The 24,636-nt window shown below is 63.7% G+C and carries 23 protein-coding genes; 4 read left to right on the top strand and 19 right to left on the bottom strand.

The window, feature by feature from the left end; translation table 11 throughout:
• Positions 1-39: 39 nt before the first annotated feature.
• The 12 genes from ltrA to NUG21_RS19220 form a co-directional block, all read right to left on the bottom strand.
• A complete protein-coding gene (gene ltrA / locus NUG21_RS19275; RefSeq protein WP_263391729.1) occupies positions 40-1,755 on the bottom strand; it encodes a group II intron reverse transcriptase/maturase in 1,716 nt (571 codons plus the stop codon).
• 738 nt (positions 1,756-2,493) lie between these two features.
• The gene (locus NUG21_RS19270) at positions 2,494-3,165 is read right to left on the bottom strand and encodes a hypothetical protein (protein ID WP_019795957.1); all 672 of its coding nucleotides are present in this window, start codon (positions 3,163-3,165) and stop codon (positions 2,494-2,496) included.
• A gap of 76 nt (positions 3,166-3,241) precedes the next feature.
• Positions 3,242-3,502, bottom strand: a complete 261-nt coding sequence (locus NUG21_RS19265) for a hypothetical protein (RefSeq protein ID WP_263391728.1) — start codon at positions 3,500-3,502, stop codon at positions 3,242-3,244.
• A gap of 90 nt (positions 3,503-3,592) precedes the next feature.
• Positions 3,593-4,315: a DUF3275 family protein gene (locus NUG21_RS19260; protein WP_263391727.1), complete on the bottom strand. Its 723-nt coding sequence runs from the start codon at positions 4,313-4,315 to the stop codon at positions 3,593-3,595.
• A 63-nt stretch (positions 4,316-4,378) separates the two neighbouring features.
• A complete protein-coding gene (locus tag NUG21_RS19255) occupies positions 4,379-5,302 on the bottom strand; it encodes a DUF3577 domain-containing protein (protein WP_019795959.1) in 924 nt (307 codons plus the stop codon).
• Between the two features lie 337 nt (positions 5,303-5,639).
• Positions 5,640-6,008 (bottom strand): DUF3085 domain-containing protein, encoded by a 369-nt coding sequence (locus NUG21_RS19250; protein ID WP_263391726.1) that lies wholly within the window; start codon positions 6,006-6,008, stop codon positions 5,640-5,642.
• 1 nt (position 6,009) lies between these two features.
• Positions 6,010-6,696, bottom strand: coding sequence for a hypothetical protein (locus NUG21_RS19245; protein WP_019796830.1), 687 nt, complete (start codon positions 6,694-6,696; stop codon positions 6,010-6,012).
• A gap of 388 nt (positions 6,697-7,084) precedes the next feature.
• Entirely contained in the window at positions 7,085-7,447 is a 363-nt protein-coding gene (locus tag NUG21_RS19240) for a DUF3085 domain-containing protein (protein ID WP_263391725.1), read from the bottom strand.
• Between the two features lie 57 nt (positions 7,448-7,504).
• Positions 7,505-8,302, bottom strand: a complete 798-nt coding sequence (locus NUG21_RS19235; RefSeq protein WP_263391724.1) for a GTPase — start codon at positions 8,300-8,302, stop codon at positions 7,505-7,507.
• A gap of 160 nt (positions 8,303-8,462) precedes the next feature.
• Entirely contained in the window at positions 8,463-8,855 is a 393-nt protein-coding gene (locus tag NUG21_RS19230; protein WP_263391723.1) for a hypothetical protein, read from the bottom strand.
• Positions 8,856-8,874: 19 nt separating this feature from the next.
• The gene (locus NUG21_RS19225) at positions 8,875-9,087 is read right to left on the bottom strand and encodes a hypothetical protein (protein WP_263391722.1); all 213 of its coding nucleotides are present in this window, start codon (positions 9,085-9,087) and stop codon (positions 8,875-8,877) included.
• Between the two features lie 335 nt (positions 9,088-9,422).
• Positions 9,423-10,994, bottom strand: a complete 1,572-nt coding sequence (locus tag NUG21_RS19220) for an ATP-binding protein (RefSeq protein ID WP_263391721.1) — start codon at positions 10,992-10,994, stop codon at positions 9,423-9,425.
• Positions 10,995-11,558: 564 nt separating this feature from the next.
• Between NUG21_RS19220 and NUG21_RS19215 the strand changes: the two genes are divergently transcribed.
• The 3 genes from NUG21_RS19215 to NUG21_RS19205 are packed head-to-tail and all read left to right on the top strand — an operon-like array spanning position 11,559 to position 15,387.
• A complete protein-coding gene (locus NUG21_RS19215) occupies positions 11,559-13,064 on the top strand; it encodes an AAA family ATPase (protein WP_263391720.1) in 1,506 nt (501 codons plus the stop codon).
• Complete coding sequence (locus tag NUG21_RS19210) at positions 13,061-13,909, top strand: hypothetical protein (protein WP_263391719.1); 849 nt, start codon at positions 13,061-13,063, stop codon at positions 13,907-13,909. The genes NUG21_RS19215 and NUG21_RS19210 overlap by 4 nt, the downstream gene beginning before the upstream one ends.
• Positions 13,910-13,938: 29 nt before the next feature.
• Complete coding sequence (locus NUG21_RS19205) at positions 13,939-15,387, top strand: Shedu immune nuclease family protein (protein ID WP_263391718.1); 1,449 nt, start codon at positions 13,939-13,941, stop codon at positions 15,385-15,387.
• Positions 15,388-15,464: 77 nt separating this feature from the next.
• Here NUG21_RS19205 and NUG21_RS19200 read toward each other — a convergent pair whose 3' ends face one another.
• The 3 genes from NUG21_RS19200 to NUG21_RS19190 all read right to left on the bottom strand — a co-directional run bounded on the left by NUG21_RS19200 (position 15,465) and on the right by NUG21_RS19190 (position 19,977).
• Positions 15,465-15,794 carry a hypothetical protein gene (locus NUG21_RS19200; RefSeq protein ID WP_263391717.1) on the bottom strand — a complete coding sequence of 110 codons (330 nt, stop codon included), beginning with the start codon at positions 15,792-15,794 and terminating at the stop codon, positions 15,465-15,467.
• Between the two features lie 197 nt (positions 15,795-15,991).
• Positions 15,992-17,452 (bottom strand): DNA cytosine methyltransferase, encoded by a 1,461-nt coding sequence (locus NUG21_RS19195; protein ID WP_263391716.1) that lies wholly within the window; start codon positions 17,450-17,452, stop codon positions 15,992-15,994.
• A 482-nt stretch (positions 17,453-17,934) separates the two neighbouring features.
• A complete protein-coding gene (locus NUG21_RS19190; RefSeq protein WP_263391715.1) occupies positions 17,935-19,977 on the bottom strand; it encodes a DNA topoisomerase III in 2,043 nt (680 codons plus the stop codon).
• 375 nt (positions 19,978-20,352) lie between these two features.
• Here NUG21_RS19190 and NUG21_RS19185 point away from each other — a divergent pair, with 375 nt between their 5' ends.
• Positions 20,353-21,051 carry a hypothetical protein gene (locus NUG21_RS19185; RefSeq protein ID WP_019798492.1) on the top strand — a complete coding sequence of 233 codons (699 nt, stop codon included), beginning with the start codon at positions 20,353-20,355 and terminating at the stop codon, positions 21,049-21,051.
• A gap of 135 nt (positions 21,052-21,186) precedes the next feature.
• Here NUG21_RS19185 and NUG21_RS19180 read toward each other — a convergent pair whose 3' ends face one another.
• From NUG21_RS19180 to NUG21_RS19165, 4 genes are all read right to left on the bottom strand, one after another.
• On the bottom strand, positions 21,187-21,573 hold the full coding sequence (locus NUG21_RS19180) for a single-stranded DNA-binding protein (RefSeq protein WP_019798493.1): 387 nt from the start codon (positions 21,571-21,573) through the stop codon (positions 21,187-21,189).
• Positions 21,574-21,685: 112 nt separating this feature from the next.
• Positions 21,686-22,240: a DUF3158 family protein gene (locus NUG21_RS19175; RefSeq protein ID WP_263391714.1), complete on the bottom strand. Its 555-nt coding sequence runs from the start codon at positions 22,238-22,240 to the stop codon at positions 21,686-21,688.
• Positions 22,237-23,079, bottom strand: coding sequence for a PFL_4669 family integrating conjugative element protein (locus tag NUG21_RS19170; protein ID WP_263391713.1), 843 nt, complete (start codon positions 23,077-23,079; stop codon positions 22,237-22,239). The genes NUG21_RS19175 and NUG21_RS19170 overlap by 4 nt, the downstream gene beginning before the upstream one ends.
• A 323-nt stretch (positions 23,080-23,402) precedes the next feature.
• A complete protein-coding gene (locus NUG21_RS19165) occupies positions 23,403-24,635 on the bottom strand; it encodes an STY4528 family pathogenicity island replication protein (protein ID WP_263391712.1) in 1,233 nt (410 codons plus the stop codon).
• Between the last annotated feature and the right edge of the window lies 1 nt (position 24,636).

The raw sequence follows: 24,636 nt of genomic DNA, 5'->3' as shown, positions 1-24,636 counted from the left end.
ACCGTACGTGAGAGTTTCCCCTCATACGGCTCAAGCCTTTCAAAGCTCGCTTTCGCGAACCGGCTTCACTACCTTCAAACCTTGGACATGTAGCTGGTTATGGCAGTTTGGATGAAGCAGAACCAAGTTTTCCAAAGTGTTCTTTCCGCCATCAACCCGACGTTGGATATGGTGGGCATGCCAACCTGTCTCCTTCGTGATGGGCTGACCGCAGATCAGGCACTTTCCATCCTGCGCAAGCCATAGTTTGACGAGCTTCCTGCGCTCATGCAGGGACTGGACCATCTTTTGGCTCAAGCGAGCTTCAAAGTAGCTTTCCCATTCGGGATCGAATGGGTTGGCTAGGCCGTTGACCTTGACGTGGCGTCGTATCTTGGTGTCCGCCGCTATGCGCAGCATCTTCCATTTCACGTTGCCGTCAGGGAACCTCTGACCATCGTCCGCAGCAAACACCCAATTCCTGTTGCCTATCCGGTGGAAATACCTCTCCTTAACCCAATAGGCCCCTTTCTTTGGATGCCGCCGCCTGCACCAGCGCCATAGGCTGCGCCATATGACTGCATCGACGCGAGTAAACGTCTGGGATGAAGCATCGGCACTGTGAAATTCCGCCCAACCTTTGATGCGTGGATTGAGCATGCCGATGAGGTCGTCTTGTTTCACTGCCTTGTTGGCCCGGATCAAACCTCGGATCGAATCTAGAAAAGCCTTCGTGTTCTTCTTCGATGGCTGGGTCAAGCACACCCCGTTGAACTTGCGGATGTTCTTGCCCAAGAAGTCGAACCCTTCCGAGATATGGGTAACGCGAGTCTTCGCCTTTGAAATGTTCAGCCCTCTGGCGGCGAGGAATTCCTCCACCAGTGGCAGCACCTCTTGTTCGAGTATCTCGCGCGAACGCCCCGTGATGATGAAGTCATCAGCGTACCGAACGAAGTTAACTTTCGGGATATAGGCAACATTTTTGCGCTTGGTGTCGAAGAACTTACTACCAAGCAATGCTTCCAATCCGTCTAGCGTCATGTTCGCCAGCACTGGGGAGATGATTCCCCCCTGGGGAGTACCTGCTTCCGTCGGGAACAAACTACCGCTCTCGACGTATCCGGCCTTGAGCCAGCTTTTGAGGATCGCCTTGTCCATCGGAATGTTCTTGGCGAGCCAATCGTGGCTGATGTTGTCGAAACACCCTTCGATATCGGCTTCAAGGACCCACTCCGCAGAGCGTTTCCAAGCCAGCACCGTATGGCATTGCCTGATGGCGTCTGCCACGCTTCGACCGGGGCGGAACCCGTATGAGTTCTTGTCCCCGGTCGTCTCCGCGATGGGTTCAAGGGCCAGCAGGTATAACGCCTGCATTGCCCTGTCCTTCATCGTCGGAATACCGAGAGGCCGCTTCTTGCCATTGGCTTTGGGAATATAGATCCGCCGTAACGGGCGGGGTCGATAGCCATGGCGGCGAAGGGACAACACTGCTTCGGATTTGGTCTCCGGCGTCGACCACGTGACGCGATCTACACCGGGAGTCCTCTTTCCTTGGTTTTCAGTAACTCGTCTGACGGCCAATGCTTTGCCGCTGAACGAGTGGGTCAGAATCCACTGCAAGGCTTTCACCTTGCCGTGTTTCCCTTCCCGTGTCGCCTTTACGATACGCGCTTGGAGCCTTCGCACTTCACGGTGACACTTAGCCCAGTCGATGCTGTGCCATGTGACCGATTCGTGTGAGGGCGCACCCGCGCAAGCAATTTCTTGCGTAGTCATCTGCAATTCCCTCTTATAGAAGGTTGGACAAGTTTTCTCGTAGAGAAAGACCAAGTGGAAGTCTGCTCGCTTTCGCGCGGGATGATGTCACCTTGCGGCTCAACCCCTATCTGTTCCATTACAGAGCAGCGTTCGCTTTTTCCACATTCCTTTACCCGCACCACCAACAGCATTCCTTGCGGTCTGCCTGCCCCGAGGGGCGGTGATACGGGCTTACCGTGTTCCACGTGAGTAACAGGGGCGAGTTAGGTTCTGCTTTTTCACCGGTAGTCGTGTTGTCCGCGCAACCCCAAACGGGCAGAGGGTTGTCCGACTACGTTGCCTTTTGGCTCAAGCCTGTCAGCATCTTTGGCTTGTTCGCTATTACAGTGTTTATCAGCAGTTCACTTGCGTTAACCATATCGCTCAGCCTAGCGACCCATCCGCCTTGATGCTGGCAGATTTGGCGTTTCCTCGCGGAAGCACCTTTCCCGTGCGGGAGGTCTACATTGTCCCGGCAGCTTCACACCACCTCGTTACCGAAGTCGCATGTGCCGGTAGGCTACTGATAGCGGAATATCAGGTCTCGCTAACCCCGAGGGGCTGAGACAATTACTCACGTGACTTCACGTCACACGCCGTTCTTGATGAAGTTGCGGGCGAGCCGCGCGAACATGAGGGCCATGGAATGCTCCTTGGGATGGATGAAGGAATGCGGTCGTGCCAGCGGTGTCGCCGCCGGCACGACCACTGCGGAACTCAGGCCAACGCTTCGAGCGACAGCTGAGGTGCGAGGTCGATGGACTGCGGCAGCCGCTGCGGTTCGATGCGCAGGACTGCGTTGCGGATCAGGCCGCCGAGGGCCTGGGTGAGCACTGGAACGTCCATCGCAAGCCGGTGGCCTTCGAGGGGTCCGAGGTCGAACGGAAGGCGTGCCAGCATGTCGTGGCCCTGCAGCAGGTCGAGCACGGGCTCGCACCAGTGATCGAGCAGCGGCAGCGGGCAGGTATCGCGCACCAGCGACCAGAGACGGTCCAGCGTGCAGTGGCTGTCCTTCGGCAGCACGGCCAGCGCGCTGGCGTTCGCCTTGTCCGGCCTGACGCAGCGCCGGTCGAACAGCCACACGTTGGAGAGCGCACCGAAGAGCGTGCGCCGGTAGGCGCGGGTCATGCGCTTTTCCAGGCGATCAACGTTGCCGACGAACACCGGAACGCTGCCGCCTTCGGGTGTGATGACGTGGAACTGCTGCAGTCCCTGCTCGTCGCGGCCCAGGGTCAGGCGAGCGAGAAACTGCTGGACGGCCGTGTCGCGGGCCCAGATCGAGAGGAAGACGAGACCGCCCTGCTCGTCGCCAACGCACGCGTCGGCCATGACATCGGGGCACTCGTCGATGCGGTAGAGCGTGGAAGATCGGGAATCGGTGGTGGGCATGGTGATGTCCTCGGATAGGCGGGGACAGCACTGCCCGGTGGGGCGAGTGCAGCCCCCTGGGGTGGAGTGATGGCGTTCAGACCGGCTCGAATTGCCGGCTGTCCGGGTTGAAGCGCAGCACGTCGTCGGCCGCGGTGATGGGCGTGAAGCCGTCCAGAAAGATGTTGCTCAGGTACTGCGCGCGGTAGGTCAGTGCCTGACGCGCCTGGTCCTCGGACAGACCGTTGGCGACGAAATGCGAATGCATTTCTTCATCGGTGGAGGTTTCGTCGTTGGACAGTTGGCCTTCGACGAAAGCCAGCAACGGACGTGGGAGCGTTGAAAGAATCGGGTCCATGTCGATGCGTCGGAAGATGGCCGGACGCCTCCCGAAGGAGAGGCGCACCCGGCGAATGGATGGGAAGCACCGCGGGTGCGGCGCCAGCGATCACGCGGCCTGGGTCACCGCAGCGCGGCTCCAGACCTGTGCCTTGATGTCCAGCGCGTAGCCCAGTGCGCCCAGGCGGGCGATCTGCGCACGCAAGGTGCGGCGGTCGATGGTCGAATCGAGCTTCACGCAGTCCTGAAGCGGCCAGAGCAGGCCGAACAGTGCCGAGTCCTCGTTCTCGGGCACACCCTGCGCCTGGCTGGCTGCGCCGTGTGCGGAAGAGGGCGTCTCCACGCCGAACGGCGTGGTATCGATCAGGGGATCCGTCGATGCCTGCGACATCGCGGCTTCAGTGGACGGCGTAGCGGGTCTGGCCGGAGTTGCCGGAGTTGCCGGAGCTCGTTGGCGGGCGGCGGGAGCCCCACCCTGCTCTTCGTCGAGAGGATCGACATCCTGCGTGGCAAAGCTGCGCGCCTCGTCACGGCTCAGCTTGTCGATGCCGTGGAGCGTCATGCCGTCCAGGTTGGCGCGGATCTCGAACCGCATGCCGTCGCCTACCGGGTAGGACTTGGGGAAGATGTAGCGGATGACGAACTCCCCGTCATACCTGCCCTCGGGGTACTGCTCCAGCTCCGCATCCTTGACCGCGAAGACGCCCAGGTGCGTGGTGAGCCGCCCGACCGTGAACGGTCCGTTGCGGCCGCGAATCGTGCGCAGCGTGAGCTGGCCCGGAACGATGATCGGCGAGGGCACGGGGCGCTCGCCTGGTGTGGTGGTGTCCATGGTGATTTCCTTGCGATCGCGCGGGAAGAGATGGGCGGGGCCCCTTTCGGGGCCCTGCCGGTTTTAGAACGACTCGACTGCTTCCGGCTCGCGCTCCTGTTCCTCGCTCTCGGGCTCGCGCTCGGCAGGCTCGGGGGCATGGGCGGTCGCGGAGTCGGACGCACCTTCGACTGCGCAGACGTCGTCGTGCCGGGTCGATTGCGCATCGGCGTTCGGCGCTGCCAGGGGATAGACCTTCTGGCCGTCGATCTTGATGAGCCCGATGTGGACCAGGTTGGCCTCCAGGGAAGCGGCGGCCTCGCCGGCGCGTTCCCCCTTGGTGCGCAGGTACGCGTCGATCTTCATGTCGTTCAGGAAGAACGAGATGAGCACCTTGCGCTCGGCCTCCACGGCCTGCATGCAGCGCCGTACCAGGTGCGCCGCGGATTCCGTCCTCACCTTGGTCTCGATGTACCGGTATTCCGGCTCGTCGGTGGGGCCGGCCAGCGCCGCGACGCAACAGGCGAGGTACGGGTCACCATCTTTCGGACGAACTTCCTCCGGGCGGTTGAGATAGCCGATGCCGCGAGTGATGAGCTCGTGGTTCTCGATACGCATGAACTCCCCGCGATCGACCAGTTCGGCTTTGAGCAGACGGCCCTTCAGGCCCGCAGCCGGCTCGCCCTTGCGCTCGCCCTCGGTGCGGATGAAGGGATCGGGCCACAGGTCGCCGATGCGGAAACGGACCAGCGGCCGGTTCCGACGGTCGTTGACTCCCTTGTAGCTTTCGACCAGTTCCTTCGCCTTGGCACCGGAGACCTTCAGGTCGAAGAGGCGATAGCTCGGATCCCTGGCGGGTCCGACAAGCGCAGCGATCTTGCAGGCAAGAAAGGGCTGGGCGCGGCGACCGCCTCGGACCGGCACCTCGCGGATGTCCTGCAGATACCCGATGCCCGAGGTGTGCAAATCGAAGTACGACTTCGTGTTGGATGACGATGAGGTAGTCATGGTGGTGCTCCATAGGATGAAGCGGAGACACACCGACCCCATCATGCGGGGAGAGGTGCGTAACCCCGCGGTGGGTTGAACAGGCGGATGCATCGCCACCGAGGAAACGGTGGCCGTTCGCGCGAGGATGCGGTGCGAACTGGTTCGGTCACGCAGCCTGGCGGCTGCGCGCAACCTCGAAGACCGAGGGTTGCCTGGCATGTCGTCGACTTCCATCGACAGGCATGCGCGGAGCGTCCTGCGTTCTGCCTCGATTCGCGAGCCACAACACGTGCTGCGTTGCGCCCGCATTGAAAAAAAAAGCCCCCGCATTGCGGGGCTGGGGAACAGATGAGGCTCAGTGGTGAAACAGCGAGCCTGCCGGGACCGCCCGTACCGACAGCGGGCTGGGCTCCGCCGACAGCTCCAGATCAAAGTTGCCGTACAGGATGCATGCAAACACGGCATCTCGGGGGGCAAACGCCCGGCAGAGGTTGTCGGTGCCCAGTGTGTCGCAGGCCCGCCCCCACCAGTGCTCGAAAGCGTTCACGCGCGGGTTGCAGCCGAGCGCGTAGGCGATCGGAGTGAGGTATCCGCGAGCGTACGGTGGACTGCATGCGGCATGCCAGTACACGCCGTCACCCCGCTGCAGGACGATCGGGCAGCGCTCCCGGATGGCTTCGGCGAGGACAGGGCGCAGCTCGACACCCCGGAAACGGAGAGCCATGTCATCGCTCCCCTGGGTCAACGAGGCCTTCCATCAGCTTCCAGATGGCGGCGCGCTGCACCTGATCGCGATGGGCCACGTCGCGGATGGCGGCCAGCAGCCGCAGCACTTCGCTCGCCACGGCGCTCCCTGCGCTGTCGAAATCGTTGCTCGACAGGGCGTTGCGGATCGAGGGGCCCAACTGCAGCGCATCGCTGGACGCACTGTGCAACTCGAATTCCCGGCTGATGTAGTGGCCCGCGCCGCCGAACTCGAACAGGCGGGGCCTGTCGCATCGCCAGCAGCCCTCGAAGCGGATTTCACGAAGGTGGTGCCCGTCATCGAAGCAGATCGCGAGCAGGAACAGGTCCTTGAGATCGGCGGCGTCTCCGAAGTCGTCCCGCTCGATCATCGACTCCAATGCCGCGTTTCCGTCGGTGCAGAAGTGGTTGCCGAGCACCTTCAACACCTGACTGATCGGCGTGAGGGTGTCGGGGGTAGGGGTGAAACCCAGCAGCGCTGCGAGATCCGTCAGCTTCTCGCGCAGATCCTCCCAACTGGGCGACGTCTCGGGCCGGATGCCGATGTAGACCTCTCCATTACCCGGATAGTTGGCATCGAGCCGAAATCCGCCAAACAATGCACGGATGACCGGAGTGACGCGTTCGAGAACGAGGACACCGGTGGCCTCGTAGTAGGTGTTTGGCATGGCTTGGCTCCTGTACAGGATGCGGAGCCAGTCCCTGCGGACATGGCATCCGCGGGGTGGACTGGAAGCGGGGCGCACCACACCCATCGAGCGGGACTGGTGCATAGCCCGCGGTGGGTTGAGTCGGAAGCTGCATCCACCACCGAGGAATCGGCGGCCGTTCGCGATGCGGATGCGAAGCGAACTGGTCCGGTCACGCAGCCTGGGGAACTGCGCGCAACCTTGAAGACCGGAGATTGCCGGGCATGTCGCCGACATCTGTCGGCAGGCATGACAGGAGCGTCCTGCGGATCGCGTCGGCGGGCCAGCCTCAACGCGATCGACCAGCAGCCGCATTGCCGCAAATAAAAAGCCCCCGCTCGGGCGGGGGCTTGGAGGCAGAGCGAACTCAGTGCGCGCCGTCGGAGGGGACGGCCACCATCATGAGCTGCTCGGGCGTGGCAGACAGTTGGAGGTCATAGCCGCCGGCCAGAACTTTGGCGAATACGCCATCGCTCGGGTCGATGTGCTCAGCGAAGTCGTCGCCGCCGAGTTCGGTATTCGCCGTGTGCCACCAGTCATCGAAAGGATCGATGTCCGGGTTGCAGCCCACCGCGTATGCGATCAGCTTCTGGCGGCCACTGCTGGTGCGGGCACCGCGCTCGGCGAGCCAGTAGACGCCCTGGTCCTTGACCAGAACGATCCTGCAGCGCTGCGCAGCAGCTTCGGCGAGCACGGGGCGAAGATCGGCGCCCCTGAAGCGAAGAGACATGGTGTACTCCTTGAAAACTTGAAGAAAGAGCGATCCAAGACAGCTGGCTGTCCTGGTTCAGTGGCAGGCCTTCGCATGGCTGGGCGCCGGCGTCACTCGAATACGCCGCCAACTGCCGTCATCGATGCGCGACTCCAGCACCTGGCCGAGGTCGTCGAAGTACACGTCCTCGATGCGATCGACGCATTCGGTGCCGTGGCGTAGCTCGATCACGTACGTATCCGCTCCGCGGTTGTAGACAATGCTTACCTCGCCCACGAACTTCGCCGTGGAGACGTTGAAGCGGATGGCGGGCGGCGTCTTGATGATGTTGGCGGGGGCCGGATCGACGCAGCTGAAATCCCTGGCTCCCGCGTCGACAAGCAGGTGCGTGATGCGCCGGAAGCCATCGGGTGCCGGCATCTCCTCCAGCTGCTCGACCAGTGCTGCGAGCTCGTGGCATCGCGGCGTCGGGATGGGCAACTTGGCGGGGGCCGCGCCGAGCACCATGGTTTCCGAAACGAACTCGGTACCGTCCGCCCTGCGTTCCGTCCTCCGCTCCGGCGTATCCGCACGCAGGCCGTCGAACCGACGCCGCGCGTACGGCTCGACCAGCACCTTGGCTCCCTCGTCGGGATCCATGGTGACCAGCGAGCGTTCCAGAACGGCGAACTCCGCACGTCCTGTCTTGATGACGATCGCATCCTCGGTTTTCGCGACGACTTTGCCCTCGAACGGGGCTGGATCGATGATGATGCCGAGGGACGAGGGCTTGGGCGTTCCGTCGAAGACGCGGTATTTGAACGTGCGCACATTCGATGGAACGTGGGGACCCGCAAGGGTGGGCATAAGGGCGCGAAGAAGGGCATGATCCATGGGAAGGCTCCTTGGTGAAGTACAAGGGGCCTCCCTCAAGGGAGTGGCTCCCTTGTGGGTGGACAAAAAATCGGGCGCTCAGGGCGCCCGGTGACGAAAGCGAGGGCTGCGCGGCGAGCCCCGTAGATTCCTCGTGGCCAGGATCCTGGCCGGCGTGGAGTTACCAGCCCACGTAGTTCAGCAGCAGGTCGGCGATGACCTGTCTGCTTTGCAGATCGAGCCCGCCGAAATCGGCGAGACCCTCGAACCGGCACTGGCGCAACATCGCTGCGCCTTCGCGAGCGTTGTAGAAGCTCACCATTGCGGAGAGGAACATGCGCTGGCCACTGCTCAGCACGCTGAGTGCTTCGCCGATGGCAAGCAGGTTGGGCCGCAGGTCCCACTTGCTCGTGGCCTTGCGCATCCCTTCCATCGTGCCGTCGCCGAACCACTCGGGACCGGCAATCTCGATACCGCGCTTCCAGGCTTGGAAGAACGCTTCGGGTGCAGCAGCGAAGTGGATCTGTTCGCGCACGAACAGATCGGCGACCTCCGGCGGAAGAGTCAAGTTCATGATGGAATCCTTCACGGGATCAGGGGTTGGGCAACTGGGACCATCCACCGCGCTCAAGCGCGCGCTGGGCTGCTTTCTCGCTGCGGAAGTACTCGTTCGATTCACGGGACACGGGACCGTCGAAGTCGCGCGTGCCGATGTAGTGGCCGGCGGCGCTGTGCAGCACCTCCAGGGGCAGCAACTTGCCGGCGTAGTGCAGGGCCAGGTGGCCGAAGACAGATGGCTTTGGCATGGGCAGATCCTTCTGGATGCGCGAGGCGCCACAGCCCAGTGCGGGCAGAGGCTCCCGCAGGACGTGGATGAAAATGCATCGACGCCACGAGGGGCGTTCGTCCGCGAACCGATGCGAAGCGGACTGGTGGATCGCGCGGAACGAATCCCGCGGCAGCGTTGAGATCCAGGCTGCTGGCATGGCGCTGACGGCGTCAGCTACACATGCGTCCAGCATCCCGCCCCGATGCCGGGCAGTGGTCGGCCAATCCGATGCCGCCCTGGACCGCATTCCGGCCAAAAAAATGGCCCCGCACCGGAGTGCGGGGCCTACGTGGCGCGGTTATGGATTGACAGCTAGGAGGAGGTGACCGATGCCAACTTGCCTTCCGCATCGAAGGCTAGCCTCACCCTAGCACCTGCCAGTTTGGCCTGGGCTTTGAATCGCAGCGCGTCAGGAAGCAAGGCTTCGACCACATGGTGCGGCGACGAGGAACTGCCCACGGCGATGAACGTCCGGATGGTCTCTTCATCGTCCTCTTCGAGGTCCTCGTCGTAACGATCGTCCACGGTGTAGTCGCTGACCAGCCGCGTGACGCTGCCTGCCTCCCTGGTGACGTACAGCGTGCCGTCCTTGCGGAGGGCTGAGACATCGAAGAGCTTGCCGCCTTCGAGAAGCCCGACCTGCAGCGAGTCGACGAGCTCCAGAGCGACCTCCCAGTCGGCCAAGCCTGGATGCTCCATCCGATGCCGTGATGCACCGACGCGGACCGCGATCTGTTCCGCGCTGAGCGGACGTGCCAGACGAAGAAGCCAGTGGCCTGCATCCAGGTTGATTTCTTCCAGCAAATAGGCGTCCGCCGCCTGCAGAAACACCTCAGCCAACAGCACATCGCCATCATCGTCTTCGATCCGCCAGACTCCGGCTTCCGACATGGCGTCCGCGGAAGTCACTCCGTCGTCACCGTAATGTTCCCAATACCGGCAAACCCCGGCTGGCCGGTCTTTCCAGTTGCGAAACCAGGCGCGCGGCACGAAGGGAACATCGTTGAGGAGGTCAGCGTTGGAGGAAATGACGCATGCGTCGGCATACCGCTCTGCGAACTCGTGACCGGCCAGCTCGGACTTCTTGTCCATCAATGCCTCTCTATAGGCAACATTCACTGCAGCCTGGATACGAGGAATATCACTGGATTCGTTCAGCAGATGCTGGCGATCAGGTAGCTTGGCGACCATGTCGTCGGGCAGCAGGACGACCTGCTTCGGCGCATGCGAACTCCCTGCTTGGATAGGCAGCCCCTGGAGGAAGCATCGCCACTGGTTCGTGGCGCCATGCAGGTCGATCAAAACCTTGCCCATGGACGTCTCACGCCATCGAAGATCGGGCTTTGCCAGCGGCCTGGGGACTTCGACATCATTGACGTACACCCTGACCGGGAATGCCTCGCACAGTCGCCGCATTTCCGAGCGTACCCAGTCCGGCAGAAAGACGTGGCGATCTGGTGAGCGTACGCCGTCGAGCTGGATCTGTGTGCCCTGCCAGACGCCATCTGCCGGGACAACCTCGATCGGCTCTCCGGCGAGGATGTCGGCGGTTAGCGAGGAAAAGGTCTTCCCGCATGACCGCACCGTCAGCCGTTCGGCGAAGTACAGCGTGGCGAGCGCACCCATGCCGAAGGCATTCTCGCGCTGCCTGATGGACGCCTTCCAGCCTGATTCGGCGATGTGGATGAGCGATTGGAGGTTTTCGATGCCGCTGCCATTGTCGTGGATGGCAATGCAGTCGTCGGTGACGTAAATCCGGATCTCGCTCGCCTGGGCGCGGCGGGCGTTTTGGAGCAGTTCTCCCAGCATGGAGCGCTGGTTGAACGCGTGCCGCAGGTTGGCGATGAGGCGGTGCTGGTTGGTCTGAAGTCGAATGGTTTTCATGGATGGCTCCTTGGATGGAATGCGCCTTGGCGCACGCAGGCGCACGCCCAACCGCTCGCATGAGCGGGCGAACAGGACGTTGGCCGGTAGGGATGGAAGTGGGCAGAGTCGCCCGGAGAACGGTTCGCATCAACGCCCGGGGAGGGGCGTGCGTCCGCAGGAGTGATGCAAGGCGGACTGGCGGATCGCGCGGTTGAAGCTCCGCGGCAGCCCGGGGATCCCGGCTGCTGGCAGGGTGCTGGCGACGTCAATCGTCAGCGGTTCCTGCCGTCAGCATCCTGGAAGAAAGCGCCCGTATGCACCAGGCAATCGGAGGTCGGACGCTCCGGAAAAGTCGTCGGTAGCTGAGCTCTTCTGCTGGCCCATGATCTGTCGTCTCCGGTGGGAGCCACATGTCGGATCCCTGAGATCCTGCCTAAGGCGAATGGGTGTCGCGCAGGGCTGAGTGGTACTCGACAACTGATTCGTGTAAAAACTCGGCGTAGCCAGCTAGGAGAGGCGAATCGGGCTCCGCACTCGCCGAACACCGAGGCGCAGCCTAAACAACACAGGGAGGTCTGACCCATGTCATCCACACTCCGATTTCGCGTCCTGAATCGAAGTGATGCTCTGCCTCGCAAAGCAGGGCCCTACTTTGTACTTCGCACAGATAACTGGGACGACTTCGGCCATCGCGTTCAGTTTCATCTAAGTCACGTCGCGTCTGATGGTCGAGAGAAGCGCATCGGGACCTTGAAAGTACTTCAGCGGACCAGTGACGAAGGCGCCCCGACTGTGGTGGCCGCGGACACCGTATTGCCCTCCGTATTCCCTGAGCTCGACGACTCATATGTGTCTTTGGGTCAGGAGGATAATTTCTATAAGAAACTATACGAGACACTTGGGACTCGTGCCGGCGAGGTGCTGGACGCCTTGCGTGACATCGCTTGGCGTCCGGCCTTCGCTTCAGACTTTGAGCCGACGCCAGCTTTTCGCAATGCGATGATGCGGGAGAACGGCGCACAGCGGGCACGCCGTTTCGGTCGAGCCTGGGCATTGGGCAACAAGATCACTGAAAGGCCAGCGTTCGACTATATTGGCACGATCGAAGGCGCCGACAACGAGGTCGAAGGCACCTTCGCGTTCAGCGCCGATGATCCGGTACCTGGCCGCATCGTGGGAATAATCGGACGCAACGCAGTCGGGAAAACTCGCTACCTGGCCAGCTTAGGGTCGGACCTGGCACAGATCGCGCGTAGCTCCGCCGATACCTTGCAAGCGCGAGAAGCGCGCTTTCCGGGTGGCCGTCCCCTGTTCACGCGTATTATCGCCATCTCCTACTCGGCCTTCGACCGCTTCAAGCGCCCGCCGATGGACAGCTCCAGCAGCTACGTGTATTGCGGCATTCGCACTGACAAGGGTGGCCTGTCCCGTAGCGCCTTGATCGAAAGGTACCGATCGAACCAGGGCCGGATCCGTGAACGCGGCGCGCAGCGCAGTTGGACGCGCTATATGAAGACCATCCTTGGAGACCAGGGCGCCCAACTCGCGGCCAGCCTGGAAGAAGAGATCAGTAGCGAAATCACCGATGACACGGCCCTTTCATTGCTCAGCTCGGGACAGTCGATCCTCGCTCACTTCGTCACCGCTCTGTTGGCTTGGATCCAGCCGAACTCGCTGGTGCTGTTCGATGAACCGGAGACGCACCTGCATCCCAACGCAGTGGCCAGCCTGTTTCTGGTTCTGTCGCGGGTTCTGCAGGAATTCGACTCCTATGCAGTTATTGCCACGCATTCGCCGGTGGTGATCCAAGAAATTCCAGCCAAGCGCGTGCTAGTGTTTCAGCGCGAAGGAGATGTGACGACGGCGGAGCCGCTACTGTTAGAGAGTTTTGGCGAGAGCGTGACGGAGCTGACTCGTCATGTTTTCGAGACGGGTGAGGTGGAAAGCTTGTACAAGCGCACCTTGCGAGAACTGGCTGAGGACGAGACGGCGGAAGAAGTGCTGGCAAGATTCAAACTCGGACTCAGCCTTTCAGCGCAGGCCTACCTACTCGCTCAATACGGTAAGAAAGTGGGGGGCGGACAATGAAGGCCTTGATCGCAGTTCCTGCGCTGCCTTCCTACCTTGACCGCTATATGGCCATCCGCGATAAGAAGCAGCATGCGACCCGTAGGCCTTTGATCGCCGCTCACGCATTGCTCATGCAGCGCTATCAGGATCACGCGCTGGCGATCGCCCAAGGCACCTTGGCCGGCCTAGCTAAGAACTCGCAGGCCATCGCACTGAGTGAGCCGTTGCGAGCTTGTTACGACGGCGCCACCAAGCCGCTGAAGACGCTCAAGGATGACATCCGGAGCGCCCAGCCGCAGCGACAGCTCAAGTACTGTCCCATGTGCGGCACGACGTTGCCAAAGACCTACGACCACTATCTTCCCGCGGTGGCGTTTCCGGAGTTTGCCGTACATGCGCTGAACTTAGTGCCGTGCTGCGCTCTGTGCAACTCGATGAAGGACGATGACTGGCTAAGTGCCGCTGGTGAGCGCCAGTACTTGCACGCCTATGCAGACATACTTCCAGATGTGCAGTTCGTGCATGTAACACTACACGAGCACCCAGCTTTGCGTGGCGTCGGGGCGACGTTCTCCCTGCAAGTGCCAGCAGGCGTTCCCGCGGCCCAACTGCGCCTCATCGAATCGCACTTCCGGCGCCTCAGGCTGCTCGACCGCTACAACGAATTGGGCAACGACGAAATCGCAGAGATCCTCGCGGACTGCAGGACATATCAAGAAGCCGGAGGAGCTCAGGTGCAGATGTTCCTCCACGGACGCGCTACCGACAGAGCCTCCGTGCATGGACGGAACCACTGGACGGCTGTTTTGATGAGTGCCTTGGCGGAGCACGCAAATCTTCAGCCCTGGATCGATGCTGCTTGAGTCATGATTCAAACTAGCAGGAGGGATCCATGGCAGAGTTTTCCAAATTCAACGCGGACGATCGCATCGACACGGAGGCAGTTGAGGCATCAGACGAAGAGTCCCAGGCGGCGAACGCGGTTGAGGAGTGCCTAGTCAGCCTCGACGTGATCGAGGTGGATGGGGATGAGCTTGCCGAGGTGTTTGCTCATGAAGAGCCGTCGGACGATGTGGGGGAGCAAGGGCCACGCAAAGAGCTCCTGGCGCACGTCACCTCCAGTGAAATGCTCATGTTCCCCAGGGTGTCCGCGTCCTACCGCGCAGAGTTCCTCGAGCCCAAGTACCACCAGATCGTCAGGATACGAATCCCAGGGGATTGGAGTGTCCCTCAGAGCATCGAGGAATTCGGTGAGTTGCTCGAAGAGTTGCCCGTGGGGTTCTCGCGACGGGCATCGCGGGGTCTCGGGCTCAAGTGGGAAAATCGGTTGATCATCGAGGCGATCGAACGCGCGACGCCGGCTACAGAACTTCTGTTGGTCGAAGGCGAAGAGGCCTCGATTTCGGGCGAGACCTTCTCGCTCGGTCGGAGGCTTTTCGACCGTGTGCGCAAGGGGATGGCCCAGATCGGACGGCGATCTCAACACCGCGCCCTCCAGGACCGCCGATTCCTGGCACACAACGAGATACTGCACCCGATCGACGAGTTGTTGTTTCCAAAGCTGGTTCGGAAACCCAAGCCGGGCGAGGTGTACGAGTTGGCAAAGCTCAGCACGCGCGATCAACTTCGCAACGAGCGTGACCGCTCTGCCGCCACTGACCTCGTCCGACAAGACGCTCCGCAGATCGCGAAAGAGAATCCTCGCGCGTTACTTGAGTTGAGGTCCGAAATAGAGCGGGTAACGCTCGGTGAGTTGATCGCTCGTTTCGAGGCTCTACTTGATCGGAATCCAGTAGAGCAGGCCTGGCAGACGTTCTTCGAGGAACACCCGTTTGTCTTGAGCGTCGCCTTCCCTCACCCGGTGCTGCTAATACGGGGACAAGCGCACGTGGGAGGGACGACGATCGATGGAAAGGGAGAGACCATCGCGGACTTCCTCTTTCGACAAGGTATGACAGGCTCAGTGGCAATCGTGGAAATTAAGACGGGCCGTACCCGCCTGCTTCAGAGCAAACCGTTCCGAGGATCCATGTACGCGGCACACGCAGACATGTGTGCCGCGATCTCCCAAGTCCTGGACCAGCGTGCCGAACTCACAAAGAACTTCCACTCGCGCGTTGGAGGCGCTGGCATGGAGGGAACGCACGTTTTGCATGTTCACTGCTTGGTGGTAGCCGGCAGAAATCCTGAAACCGCGGACATGCGGCATTCCCTCGATCTTTTTCGCAGTGCCACCAAGGACGTGGCCGTGGTCACGTTCGACGAGTTGTTGGAGAAGCTGCGAGCCATTCACCGCGCCATGTCGGCCGTGGGTGCAGGCGCCGTGGACTCCACCGCCTGATAGCTGCATCGGGAGAAAACGTAGGCCGAACAGGGTGCGGTTGCTTGTGGCAAACCCACCCCTCTTGAAGACTTCTTTCACCCCCGCATCTTCCGCGCCATCCGCTTTTCCTCGCGGCTTGGCGCCGGTTCCGAAACCCTCCGCCGCGCGCCGGTCTCCAGTTCGTGCAGAAGCCGCCCTGCATGCGCACAGGCCCAGCGCTCCACCGAACGCATCGCTAATTCCTGCGAGCGGAAGTAGGCATGGGGGTAGCTGGCCGTTCTCTCGTCGTGCCGATTGACGTTCGCAATCCAGCGCCCGTCAGGAAACACCGTCTTGTTCACGCTCGCGACAATGGCGTGCTGAACCCGCAGCCAGGTCTTGCCCCACCGGTCGGTGTCCCACGCGAAGTGTTCGGGTAGAGGCATGGGGCCATGCTACCGGCCGGCGTCTCATAGGAGGAGACGCCGCCTGAATCGTTTGGTTGCCGGATCGGCGCTGCTCGGGCGCCCCTCGGGTCGAGCGGCCAATGGCCCCAGGTCGGTAGCGCCATCCTCGCGCACCGGCCCGGGTCCGCACCATCGGGAACTCGACCCGCGCAGGGTCGGCGTTTTCTGACGATGCGTCAGGGTGCTCCCGACAGGGCGCGCTGCAGCCTCGCTCCGATCCAGGCGACGCACGGCACGGCCATCGAGTTGCCGATCGCCTTGTAACGCGGCCCGTCGGCGGCCGGCTTTCCGCGGTAGGGCACCAGCGTGTGATCGTCCGGCATGCCCTGCAGCCGCTCGCACTCACGCGGCATGAGCCGCCGCACGCGCCAGCGCACGCCCCAACTGCTGTCGCCTGAAGGCTCGCATACGAAGTGGTCTTCGTGGGTCGCGGGCTGCAGCACCATGGGACGGCCCTGACCCGGCTTCCCGCCGCCAGTGGAGAGCGCGCCCGCGATCTGCCCGTGGCCGCCCTCCCAGCGCAACTCGTCGTGGGAGTTCTGCGCGAACGCTATCGCTGGGACGACACCGCCGTTTCCATGGCCGGGTTTGTGGGCCCCCGCCCGCAAGGTCGGGCACCGCCCGCTGAGCGCGTCGGCGCCGTTCCCCTGCGCAGTAAAGGCGATAATGGGCACACCCTTGCCCGTGCCGTCCTCACCGCACCCCTTGCCCCCATTCGCGGTGTCCAGAGTGTGGCTGATCGCGCCGGCCACCGACTGGACCAGTACGGTTTCGGTAGAGAGATCGAACCGTGGCGGCGCACCCATCAGGCATGCCGCGAGCTCGGTCGGCTCCAGGCCGTTGCCGAACCCTACCGAGAAGCGGACTGGGCCGTACGGCGATTTCAGGCCTGATCTCCCGCCTGCTGTTGCAGCGCAAGTTCCAGCAGCGGAGGAAGCGCTTTCCCGCGGCGCGCTGCCCGTCGCAGGATGCCGCGGCAGGCCTTCTCGCTCAAAAAGTACCTCGGCGGGATCGAGGTCGCTTCGACCACTTGCCACAAGAAACACGCGCTTGCGGCGCTGGGCGAGACCGAAGTATTGGGCGTCGAGCACGCGCCAGGCGATGCGGCGCCGGGGGCCAGACACACAACCAGCGTGCGTCCACCGCTTCCCTGGCGGTTGGAGAGCACGGCCTTCGCCGGCCAGTGCGCCCAGCAGGCAGCCGAAGGCATTGCCCCGGTCGCTGAGGACGCCGGGGACGTTTTCCCAGACGACCGTCGCGGGCGGGAGGCGGGCGCGGGAACGGACTTGGTCGATGGCATTGGCGATCTCCACATATGCAAGGGTGAGCGCACCGCGCGGATCGGCAAGCCCCTGGCGGGCTCCCGCGGTGCTGAACGACTGGCACGGCGTGCCGCCGACCAGGATGGCAGGTGCGGCGACCTCTCTCGCTCGAATGCGGCGCGCCAGCAGCGTCATGTCGCCGAGGTTGGGTACGTGTGGGAAGCGATGCGCCAGAACGGCGCTCGCGAAGGCGTCCGTTTCTGCGAACCAGGCCGGTCTGAAGCCGAGCGGCTCCCACGCGAGGCTGACAGCCTCAATGCCGCTGCAGACGCTGCCGTAATCGATGGCCTCGGTGTCGGGGGGTGTGGGTTTCATGGGGTTCTCCTGTGCGTTGGCGGGGGACGGCAGGAGGAAGGTGCCGAAGACCGCAGGGGTCTCCGGCTGGCAAGGAAGTGGCCACCCGTGGAACGCATCGCACGCAGGCCGGCGTAAGAACCCCGTGCAGCGCAGATCACCCGGCCCGTGTCGTGGCTGGGGCCGAAATTCCTTGGCACGCATCCGCGCACAAAGGGAGCCCGTTGTTGCACCGGTGGGCGCCGGCAAGGACTGCCGTTGACCCGACGGGTCTCCGGGCGGCCCGCGCGGTGCGCAGGGCGCCGGGAGACCCGTCGGCAACGGAAACACGCGATCAGTACGGGGCCGCGGCAGCGGCGCGCGGACGAATGGGCCTTCCGCCGGCGGGCATGGCCGTGCCGGCGGGCACGCTTCGCAGAAGGCGGGGCATGCTGGGGGCCTCGCGGGGCGCGAGGCGGCCGCACCTGCGGTGCGGTCGGAGTGTTTGGGGTGGGGCGCCGAGACTAGTGAAGCTTTCGGGCGGCGCGCGGCTTGCGCGGCCCGTTGCGCCGGCCCGCTTCGGCGGAATCGATCGCAACGGTACCCTTGCAGTCAGGATAGCGGGAGCAGGACCAGAAGGCTCCGGTTTTGCCGGTGCGCTTGCGCGTTGCGGCACCGCAGAGCGGACATGGCGGACCCGCAGGAACGCGGATCGCGAGGGTCGCTTCGCGATGCTGTTCGACCAGCTGCGAAACCCATGCGGCCTGCTTCGAGACGAACGTGTCGAGGTCCATCGTGCGCGCCTCGATCATGTGCAGCGCCTGTTCCCAGATCGCCGTCGTGCCGGGGTCCGCGATCGCTGCGGGAACAGCGTCGATGAGTGTCATCGCGGTATCGGATGCGCGTACCACGCGGCCCTTTCGGAGCAGGAACCCGCGTGCAAGCAGCCCACTGATGATGTTTGCGCGCGTCGCCTCAGTTCCGATGCCGGTGGTGTCCCTGAGCGTTTGCTTCAGGCGCGGATCGGTGACGAGCTTGGCGACGGTCTTCATCGCCTTGACGAGCTCGCCCTGGGTGTAGGGGGACGGAGCCTTGGTGTGCAGCGACTTCAAATCGAGCGACCTGACCTGGCAGGCCATGCCTTCCCGCAGGGCCGGAAGCGCCTGGTCGCGCGGAGCTTCGCTGTCCGTCTCGGCTTCGGGAGCCTCCGCCCCTGCACCGGGGATCGAGGGCGCAGCGAACGCCGCCTTCCAGCCCGCATCGATGACCTGCTTACCGGACGCCTGCAGCACCTGGCCGCCGCATGCGAGGCGCATCGTCGTTCGATCATAGGCATAGTGGGGAAGGAACTGGGCCAGGTAGTGGGCGCGGATGAGCCGGTACACGGCCAGTTCCTTCTCGGACATCTTCGACAGGTCGGCAGGCTCCAGCGTCGGGATGATGGCGTGGTGGGCCGCGATCTTGGTGGCGTTCCAGGCGCGGGAGCGCTGACCCAGGTCAAGGCGCTGCATGAGCGGTTGCAGCGCCGGGTCCGTCTTCAACAGGCTCCGGATGACCGTGGGAACCTCGGTGAGCATGTTCTCTGGCAGATAGCCCGCGTCGGTGCGCGGATACGTCGTCGCCTTGTGCGTCTCGTACAAGGCCTGGGCGATGTCGAGCGTCTCTTGCACGTCTAGGCCGAGGCGCCGTGAACAGACTTCCTGCAGCGTGCTCAGATCGAAGGGTATCGCTGGACCTTCCTGCACACGCTCCGTATCGATGCCCGAGACCTGCGCTTGCCCAGCCACACGGATGGCGGCCGCCGCTTGTTGAGCCGCGCTCTGCTGCACGCACCGGCCTGCGGCGTCCGTGGCGGCTGCAGGTGGATCCCAGTGTGCGGAGAACGCCTGCGCTCCCGCCGAGAGCGAGACCTCGATGGACCAGAACGGAACCGGAACGAACGCCGCGATCTCCCGATCGCGGTCAACGACCAGCTTGAGGGTGGGCGTCTGCACACGGCCCACCGAAAGCACCCCGTCGAAACCGGCTTTGCGCCCCAGCAGCGTGAACAGGCGCGTGAGATTGATGCCGACGAGCCAGTCCGCATGGGAACGGGCAAGCGCACAGTGGTACAGCGGAAGCGTTTCGTGCGATGCGCGCAGGGAGCCCAGCGCTTTGCGGATCGATGCATCGTTGAGCGCGGAGAGCCATAGCCGTTGTATAGGGCCGCGGTATCCGCAGTACTCGACCAACTCGCGGGCGATCATCTCGCCCTCGCGATCGGCGTCCGTGGCAATGATGAGTTCGGACGCCTGTGCCAGCAGGCGCTGGACGAGCTTGAATTGCGTGGCGGTGTCGGCCTTGACCACCCACCGCCACTGCTGTGGAACGATCGGCAGCGTCTCCAGCGACCAGCGCTGATAGTGCTCGCCGTAGGCCTCCGGGGGCGCGGCCTGGATCAGGTGGCCGATGCCCCAGGTGACCTTGATGCCCGGCCCGGCCAGGCAGCCCGCTTCACGCTGGTGTGCGCCCAGGACCCTGGCGATGTCTTTGCCTTGGGACGGCTTCTCGCACAGAACCACGCGCATGAGAAGAGCCCTCCGAGCAATGCATGACGGTCATCGAATGGTCGTCAGCATTCACTGCTTGCCGCGCACCTACAGCCAACAACGTGAAGCTGCTTCGACCCAGGTTGTGCCATCCGGGCCAGGTCATCTCGCGCAGCATGGACCAAACATGGACGCCAGCGGGTGGTGATGCCACTGGGCTGGGCACTACGTGACGCGCGTTGATTTCGGCGCGAGCTCCGAGATAAAATCGGACCTGTGGCGCCCGCCCAAGCTCTGGACAGCTTGAAAAAGGCACTCGTGGGTACTTGCAAACGCAGCGCTTTCTATCATCCGGTTGCCGGCTGTTCGATAGCGACAAAACGTCCAGCGCTCGAACAGTAACGGAGCATCCCGATGAGCAACTACGTTACCTCCGCCGCCTATGCGGCTTACCAGTCCTTGGCTGCCCAGGGGTTGGCGGTCAAGCGTTCCCATCTTTCTGAGGTCCTGGCTGCATTGCTGGGTTACCGCACTCTGGCCGCCCTGAACGTCGAGCAGGCCGATCCCGCACACGACTATCACCTCGATGATGCTGAGTTCTTGGTGCTGAACCCAGCAATGGGTACGACGCGCTTGGAGGAATTGGGAATTGCACCTTCTGAGGCAGTCGCGTCGAGCATCGCTAAGGCCTGTATCGCGGCGTTGAAGGCCAGTGCCGCACCGGTCCCGGTGTTCGAGGGGGTTGCCGACTTCTACGACTCTCACGCCCGGCAAGCGTTGGCTGAGGCGATTTACGACGATGAGAACGTGGCAGGCGCCATGGCAGAAAGCAATGCTTCGTACCCAGATCTGCCCGAGATGGACGAAGCGTGCCCGGAGACCAGCAACCTCTGGACGGCAGGGAGCGACTGGACGATTGAGGCGGACGGCACGATGGAAGGTGAGTACGACCCAGGAGCCGATCGCATGTTCAACGGTGATACTTTGAACTGTCGCGGTCTCCTCATCTTCCGCAAGGCTGGGCGAGCGGGACTGGTGTTCGTCGAAGGTAGCGGGTTCGCCTGGGAGAAGGACGACTGGCGCGACTTGGATATGGAAGACGATGAAGCGTAGTTCGGCAGCCATGCCAACTGCCGACATTGCGATGTGTTAGCGCGATGAGCGGTGGCGGGCGCAAGGATGCCTGCCACCGTTTCTGCGCGCATCTGCCGCAGCTCCAGTCCGATCGTCGTCGGGTGGGTTCGTTGTTCAATCGCTGGTGGCCGCCGGCTTGGGGCTGAGCTCGACTGCATCCAGCCGGTAGGGCAGGATGGCGACCGAACGCGCGTTGACCTTGTAGGTCGTATGCGACTTTCCCTCGCTGTCCGTCCAGGGGTCGCGTTCCAGGCGACCACGAACCATCACGCGCATGCCCTTGGCGAAGAGTGTCGCCCAGTGCTCCGCATCGCGATGCCACCAGTCGACGGGGGCCCAGAAGCCGCCGCGATCGTCGTAGGTGTCGTCTTTGCCTGGTACAGGATTATCGAAGTACACGTTCAGGCGAAGGACGCGCCGGGGTTCGTCGTTGCCGTTCGGGTATTCGTCGAACTCGGGCGCCGAGCCGACGTTGCCCTCGCCGAAGAAGTGGGTGCTCATTGTTTGCTCCGTGTTGTTAGGTGGGGAATTGCGTTGACGGGCGTGGGAGCAGGTGGGTGCGTCCGCGCGAGCTCGCGGCCAGTGTTCAGCCGCCGGTATGTGGGTGCGTGCGTCATGGCGTACGCTCCTGACTGGGTTGGGTGTCTTCGTGTCTCGGTGCCCTCCGGCGCAGGTACGCCGCCTCGGCGCTAGCGATCTTGCTGGCGCAGTCCATTGCCTGCCGCCCCAGGGTGTGCAGCAGGCTCACCTGCATGTTGAGCACCACCCGCTGCGCCTCCATGGCGTGCAGATCGTCGATCAAGCCTTCCGGCGTCGCGGTGCTGGCCATCATCTCTTCCCACAGCGCCACACCCATCGCGGAGCGGTCGTGCCTGCGCCAGCGCAGGAAGCTCGTCCCTGCGCCAGTCGCCTGCTGGGCCAGATGGATGGGCAGCAACAGGTACGGGTACTGGTTCGCCTGCGCCAGCACGCGCCGCTGCGCCATGTCCGTGAGCGCGTCACGCAGCGCATGGCATTCGCTGGCCCAGGCCTCCAGAGGCCCCTTACCTTTAAAAGGCTGTAAAAGGCCTTTTAGAGAGGCCGCCTGTCGCAGACTGCGGAAGTCCGCCTGTTCCAGCGGCGCGAAGCGCCGCGGGCCGCCGCTGGCGCAGGAAGTCGGCTCCGTCATGGCGCAGTGCCTTCGCCGTCGTGACCCTCGTCGCCGTCGGGCTCCCCGGCCGAGCTGTCATGGCTCGTGGCGTCCTTGCTCTGCGGCGTTGCGGCATCGCCGGGCTCGGCGGATGGGACGTCGTCGGCCGCCGCGCCGGTCCTGCGGGCCAGGCCGGAGCGGCGGACGATGGGCGGTGCGTAGCGGGAGCGGCGGGTTCCTTCGAGCACGTCCTGCGGCAGCTCGCCGTACTTCTCCACGGCGGCCCGGGCTGCGGCATTCCTGGCGGCGAAGTCGTCCCGGGTGCAGCCGGAGTAACGGTACTGCTGCGCCAGGGAGAACAGGCTGCGCAGCGCATGGGCACCTTCGTTGAGCCAGCGCTCCAGCGTGGAGCGATCGATGAGCGCGGTGTGGTGGGCCAGGATGAGCTTGCGCGCCAGTTCGTCGTAGTCGGCCAGGAGGTACACGGCCATGAAGCCCAGCTGCGCATTGACGAACAGAGGCAGACGGATCGGCTGCACATTGAGGTTCTCGCCCAGCGACAGCGCGGCGGGTACGCCGGTGAGCGCGCGGTCCACCTGTTCGCGCAACTGACGCAGGGCGATGTCCGTCTGCGACAGCTTCTCCTCGATCCGCAGCATCCACCAGTCGCTGTAGGGATCGTCCTGCTCCGCGCCGCGCTTCATCTTGTTCATCACGGCGATGTAGCCATTGAGGCCGACAATGCCCGGCCGGCCCTCCGCTGGTGCTCGGCCGTGCCAGATCCGGGATGCGTGGTGGGTGTGCAGCGTCAGCGACATCGCGCTGCGCAGCGACCCGAGATTGAGTTGCAGAGCAGGGGTGTTGGGGGTTTCAGCCATGGATGACTCGCGATGGATGTACGAGCCGCCAGCGTCGCCGCGGGCCGGGAAGGCTGTCCGTCAACAACCCGCAGCCCGCGACCGCCTGATTCGATCTCGGCCGGTGTGGCGGCTAGACGGAGCGGGTTACGCGATCCAGCGAGGACCGCCGTGCGCAGCCCCTGTGCCCGCCGCCATACCCGGGGTATAGCCCGGAGCGGGACAACCCCGTTCCCGCTGTAGAAGACCGCGCGCCTGTCGTGGCGCATCGGCGGTACGGTCGTCACCGCGCTGCTGCTATACCCAGGGTATAGCGCTGCAGTTGCCCATCGCGCTGCATCGGCTCAGCCACCGCGCAGGATGGCGCGCAGTCGCTCCAGGTGTGCCCGTGCCACCTCCGGGCTCGCCGGCTTCGGTGCCGGGGCGGGCGGTGGTGGGGGCGGACGGGGCGGCGGCGGTGGAGTGTCAGGCGCGGGAGACTTGCCGGCGCCGGCTCCGGCCCAGGGTTTGAACTCGCCGCGCATCGCGCGCTGTATCAGTCCGAAGAGGTAGCCCGCGGGGTTGCGCACTGCACTGTCGCGGCACCGCGCGGCCCATTCGTCCACCACGGCCTGGCGCTGCTCCTCGGCCACCTGTCCCAGGGCGACCAGCGCGCCAGATTGCTGCTCGTCCTTCAGGCTGAGGAATTCCGCCGGCAGGCGCAGGCCGTCCCTCGCGCGCTCGCGCAGTACAGTACGTTCTCCTATACGAAAACTACCAGTACGGGCCTCCTTCGGATTCCGAAGAGAGCGCTCCGGCGCGGGTTTCCGGCCTGATTCGGAATCCGAAGACGGCGGGTCAGAAATCCGAAGCAGGCTTGCACGACCTGCTTCGGAATCGCCAGCGTGCGCATCCTGTGGGTAACTTTCTCCCTGCGTCTGCGGCTTCTGCGCACCATCGGCCAACTGCGCCGTAAGCACCTGCAAGCGAGTGGGCAGAACGCCGCCGCGCAACATCGGGTCGTCAGCTACCTCCTGCAGCACATGCTGTCCCACGGATTGCACGGCTTTGCTCGCATGGGTCAGCGCCTGGCTGACCAGTCCGAGGTAATCGGCATCCAGCTGCATCGCTTCAAATGGGGTGAGCGGCGCGTCGTGCAGTACGTAGAGGTTGCCCATGATCCGGCCGCTGCGCTGGTCGCGGCGTCGGCGTACAAGGCTCAACCAGCGCGTGAGCCGCAGCAGCGTGAGGGCACGCGCGACGGTCTCCGTAGACGCTACGGGACCGCAGGGCATGACGGCGAGCAGCGGCCGCAACTGCTCGTAAGTGGGCAGTGCTGTCAGGCCATCGCCATTCAACTGCATCCGGATGACCTGCCAGGCATTGCGTTCGAGCGGCGTCAGCCGGCGGTCCAGGAACAGCCCGCGCGGCACGCTCTCGTGGCGGTTGCCGCTGAAAAGGAAGCCGTCCTGGGCGACGGGTTTCCCGATGGGAGGGCCAGACGCGGGCGGCGTTGGCTGGGCCTGGTCGAAGGCCGCATCGAACACTTCCGACAGCGAACGGGGGCCGGGCGGCCTCGGCATCCCGGGCGCTGCCATG

It is taken from the genome of Xanthomonas sp. CFBP 8445, from assembly GCF_025666235.1.
GTDB classification, from domain to species: Bacteria; Pseudomonadota; Gammaproteobacteria; order Xanthomonadales; family Xanthomonadaceae; genus Xanthomonas_A; species Xanthomonas_A indica.
Note: the sequence above shows the minus strand (reverse complement) of the source record. Positions and strands in the feature narration are given on the sequence as shown.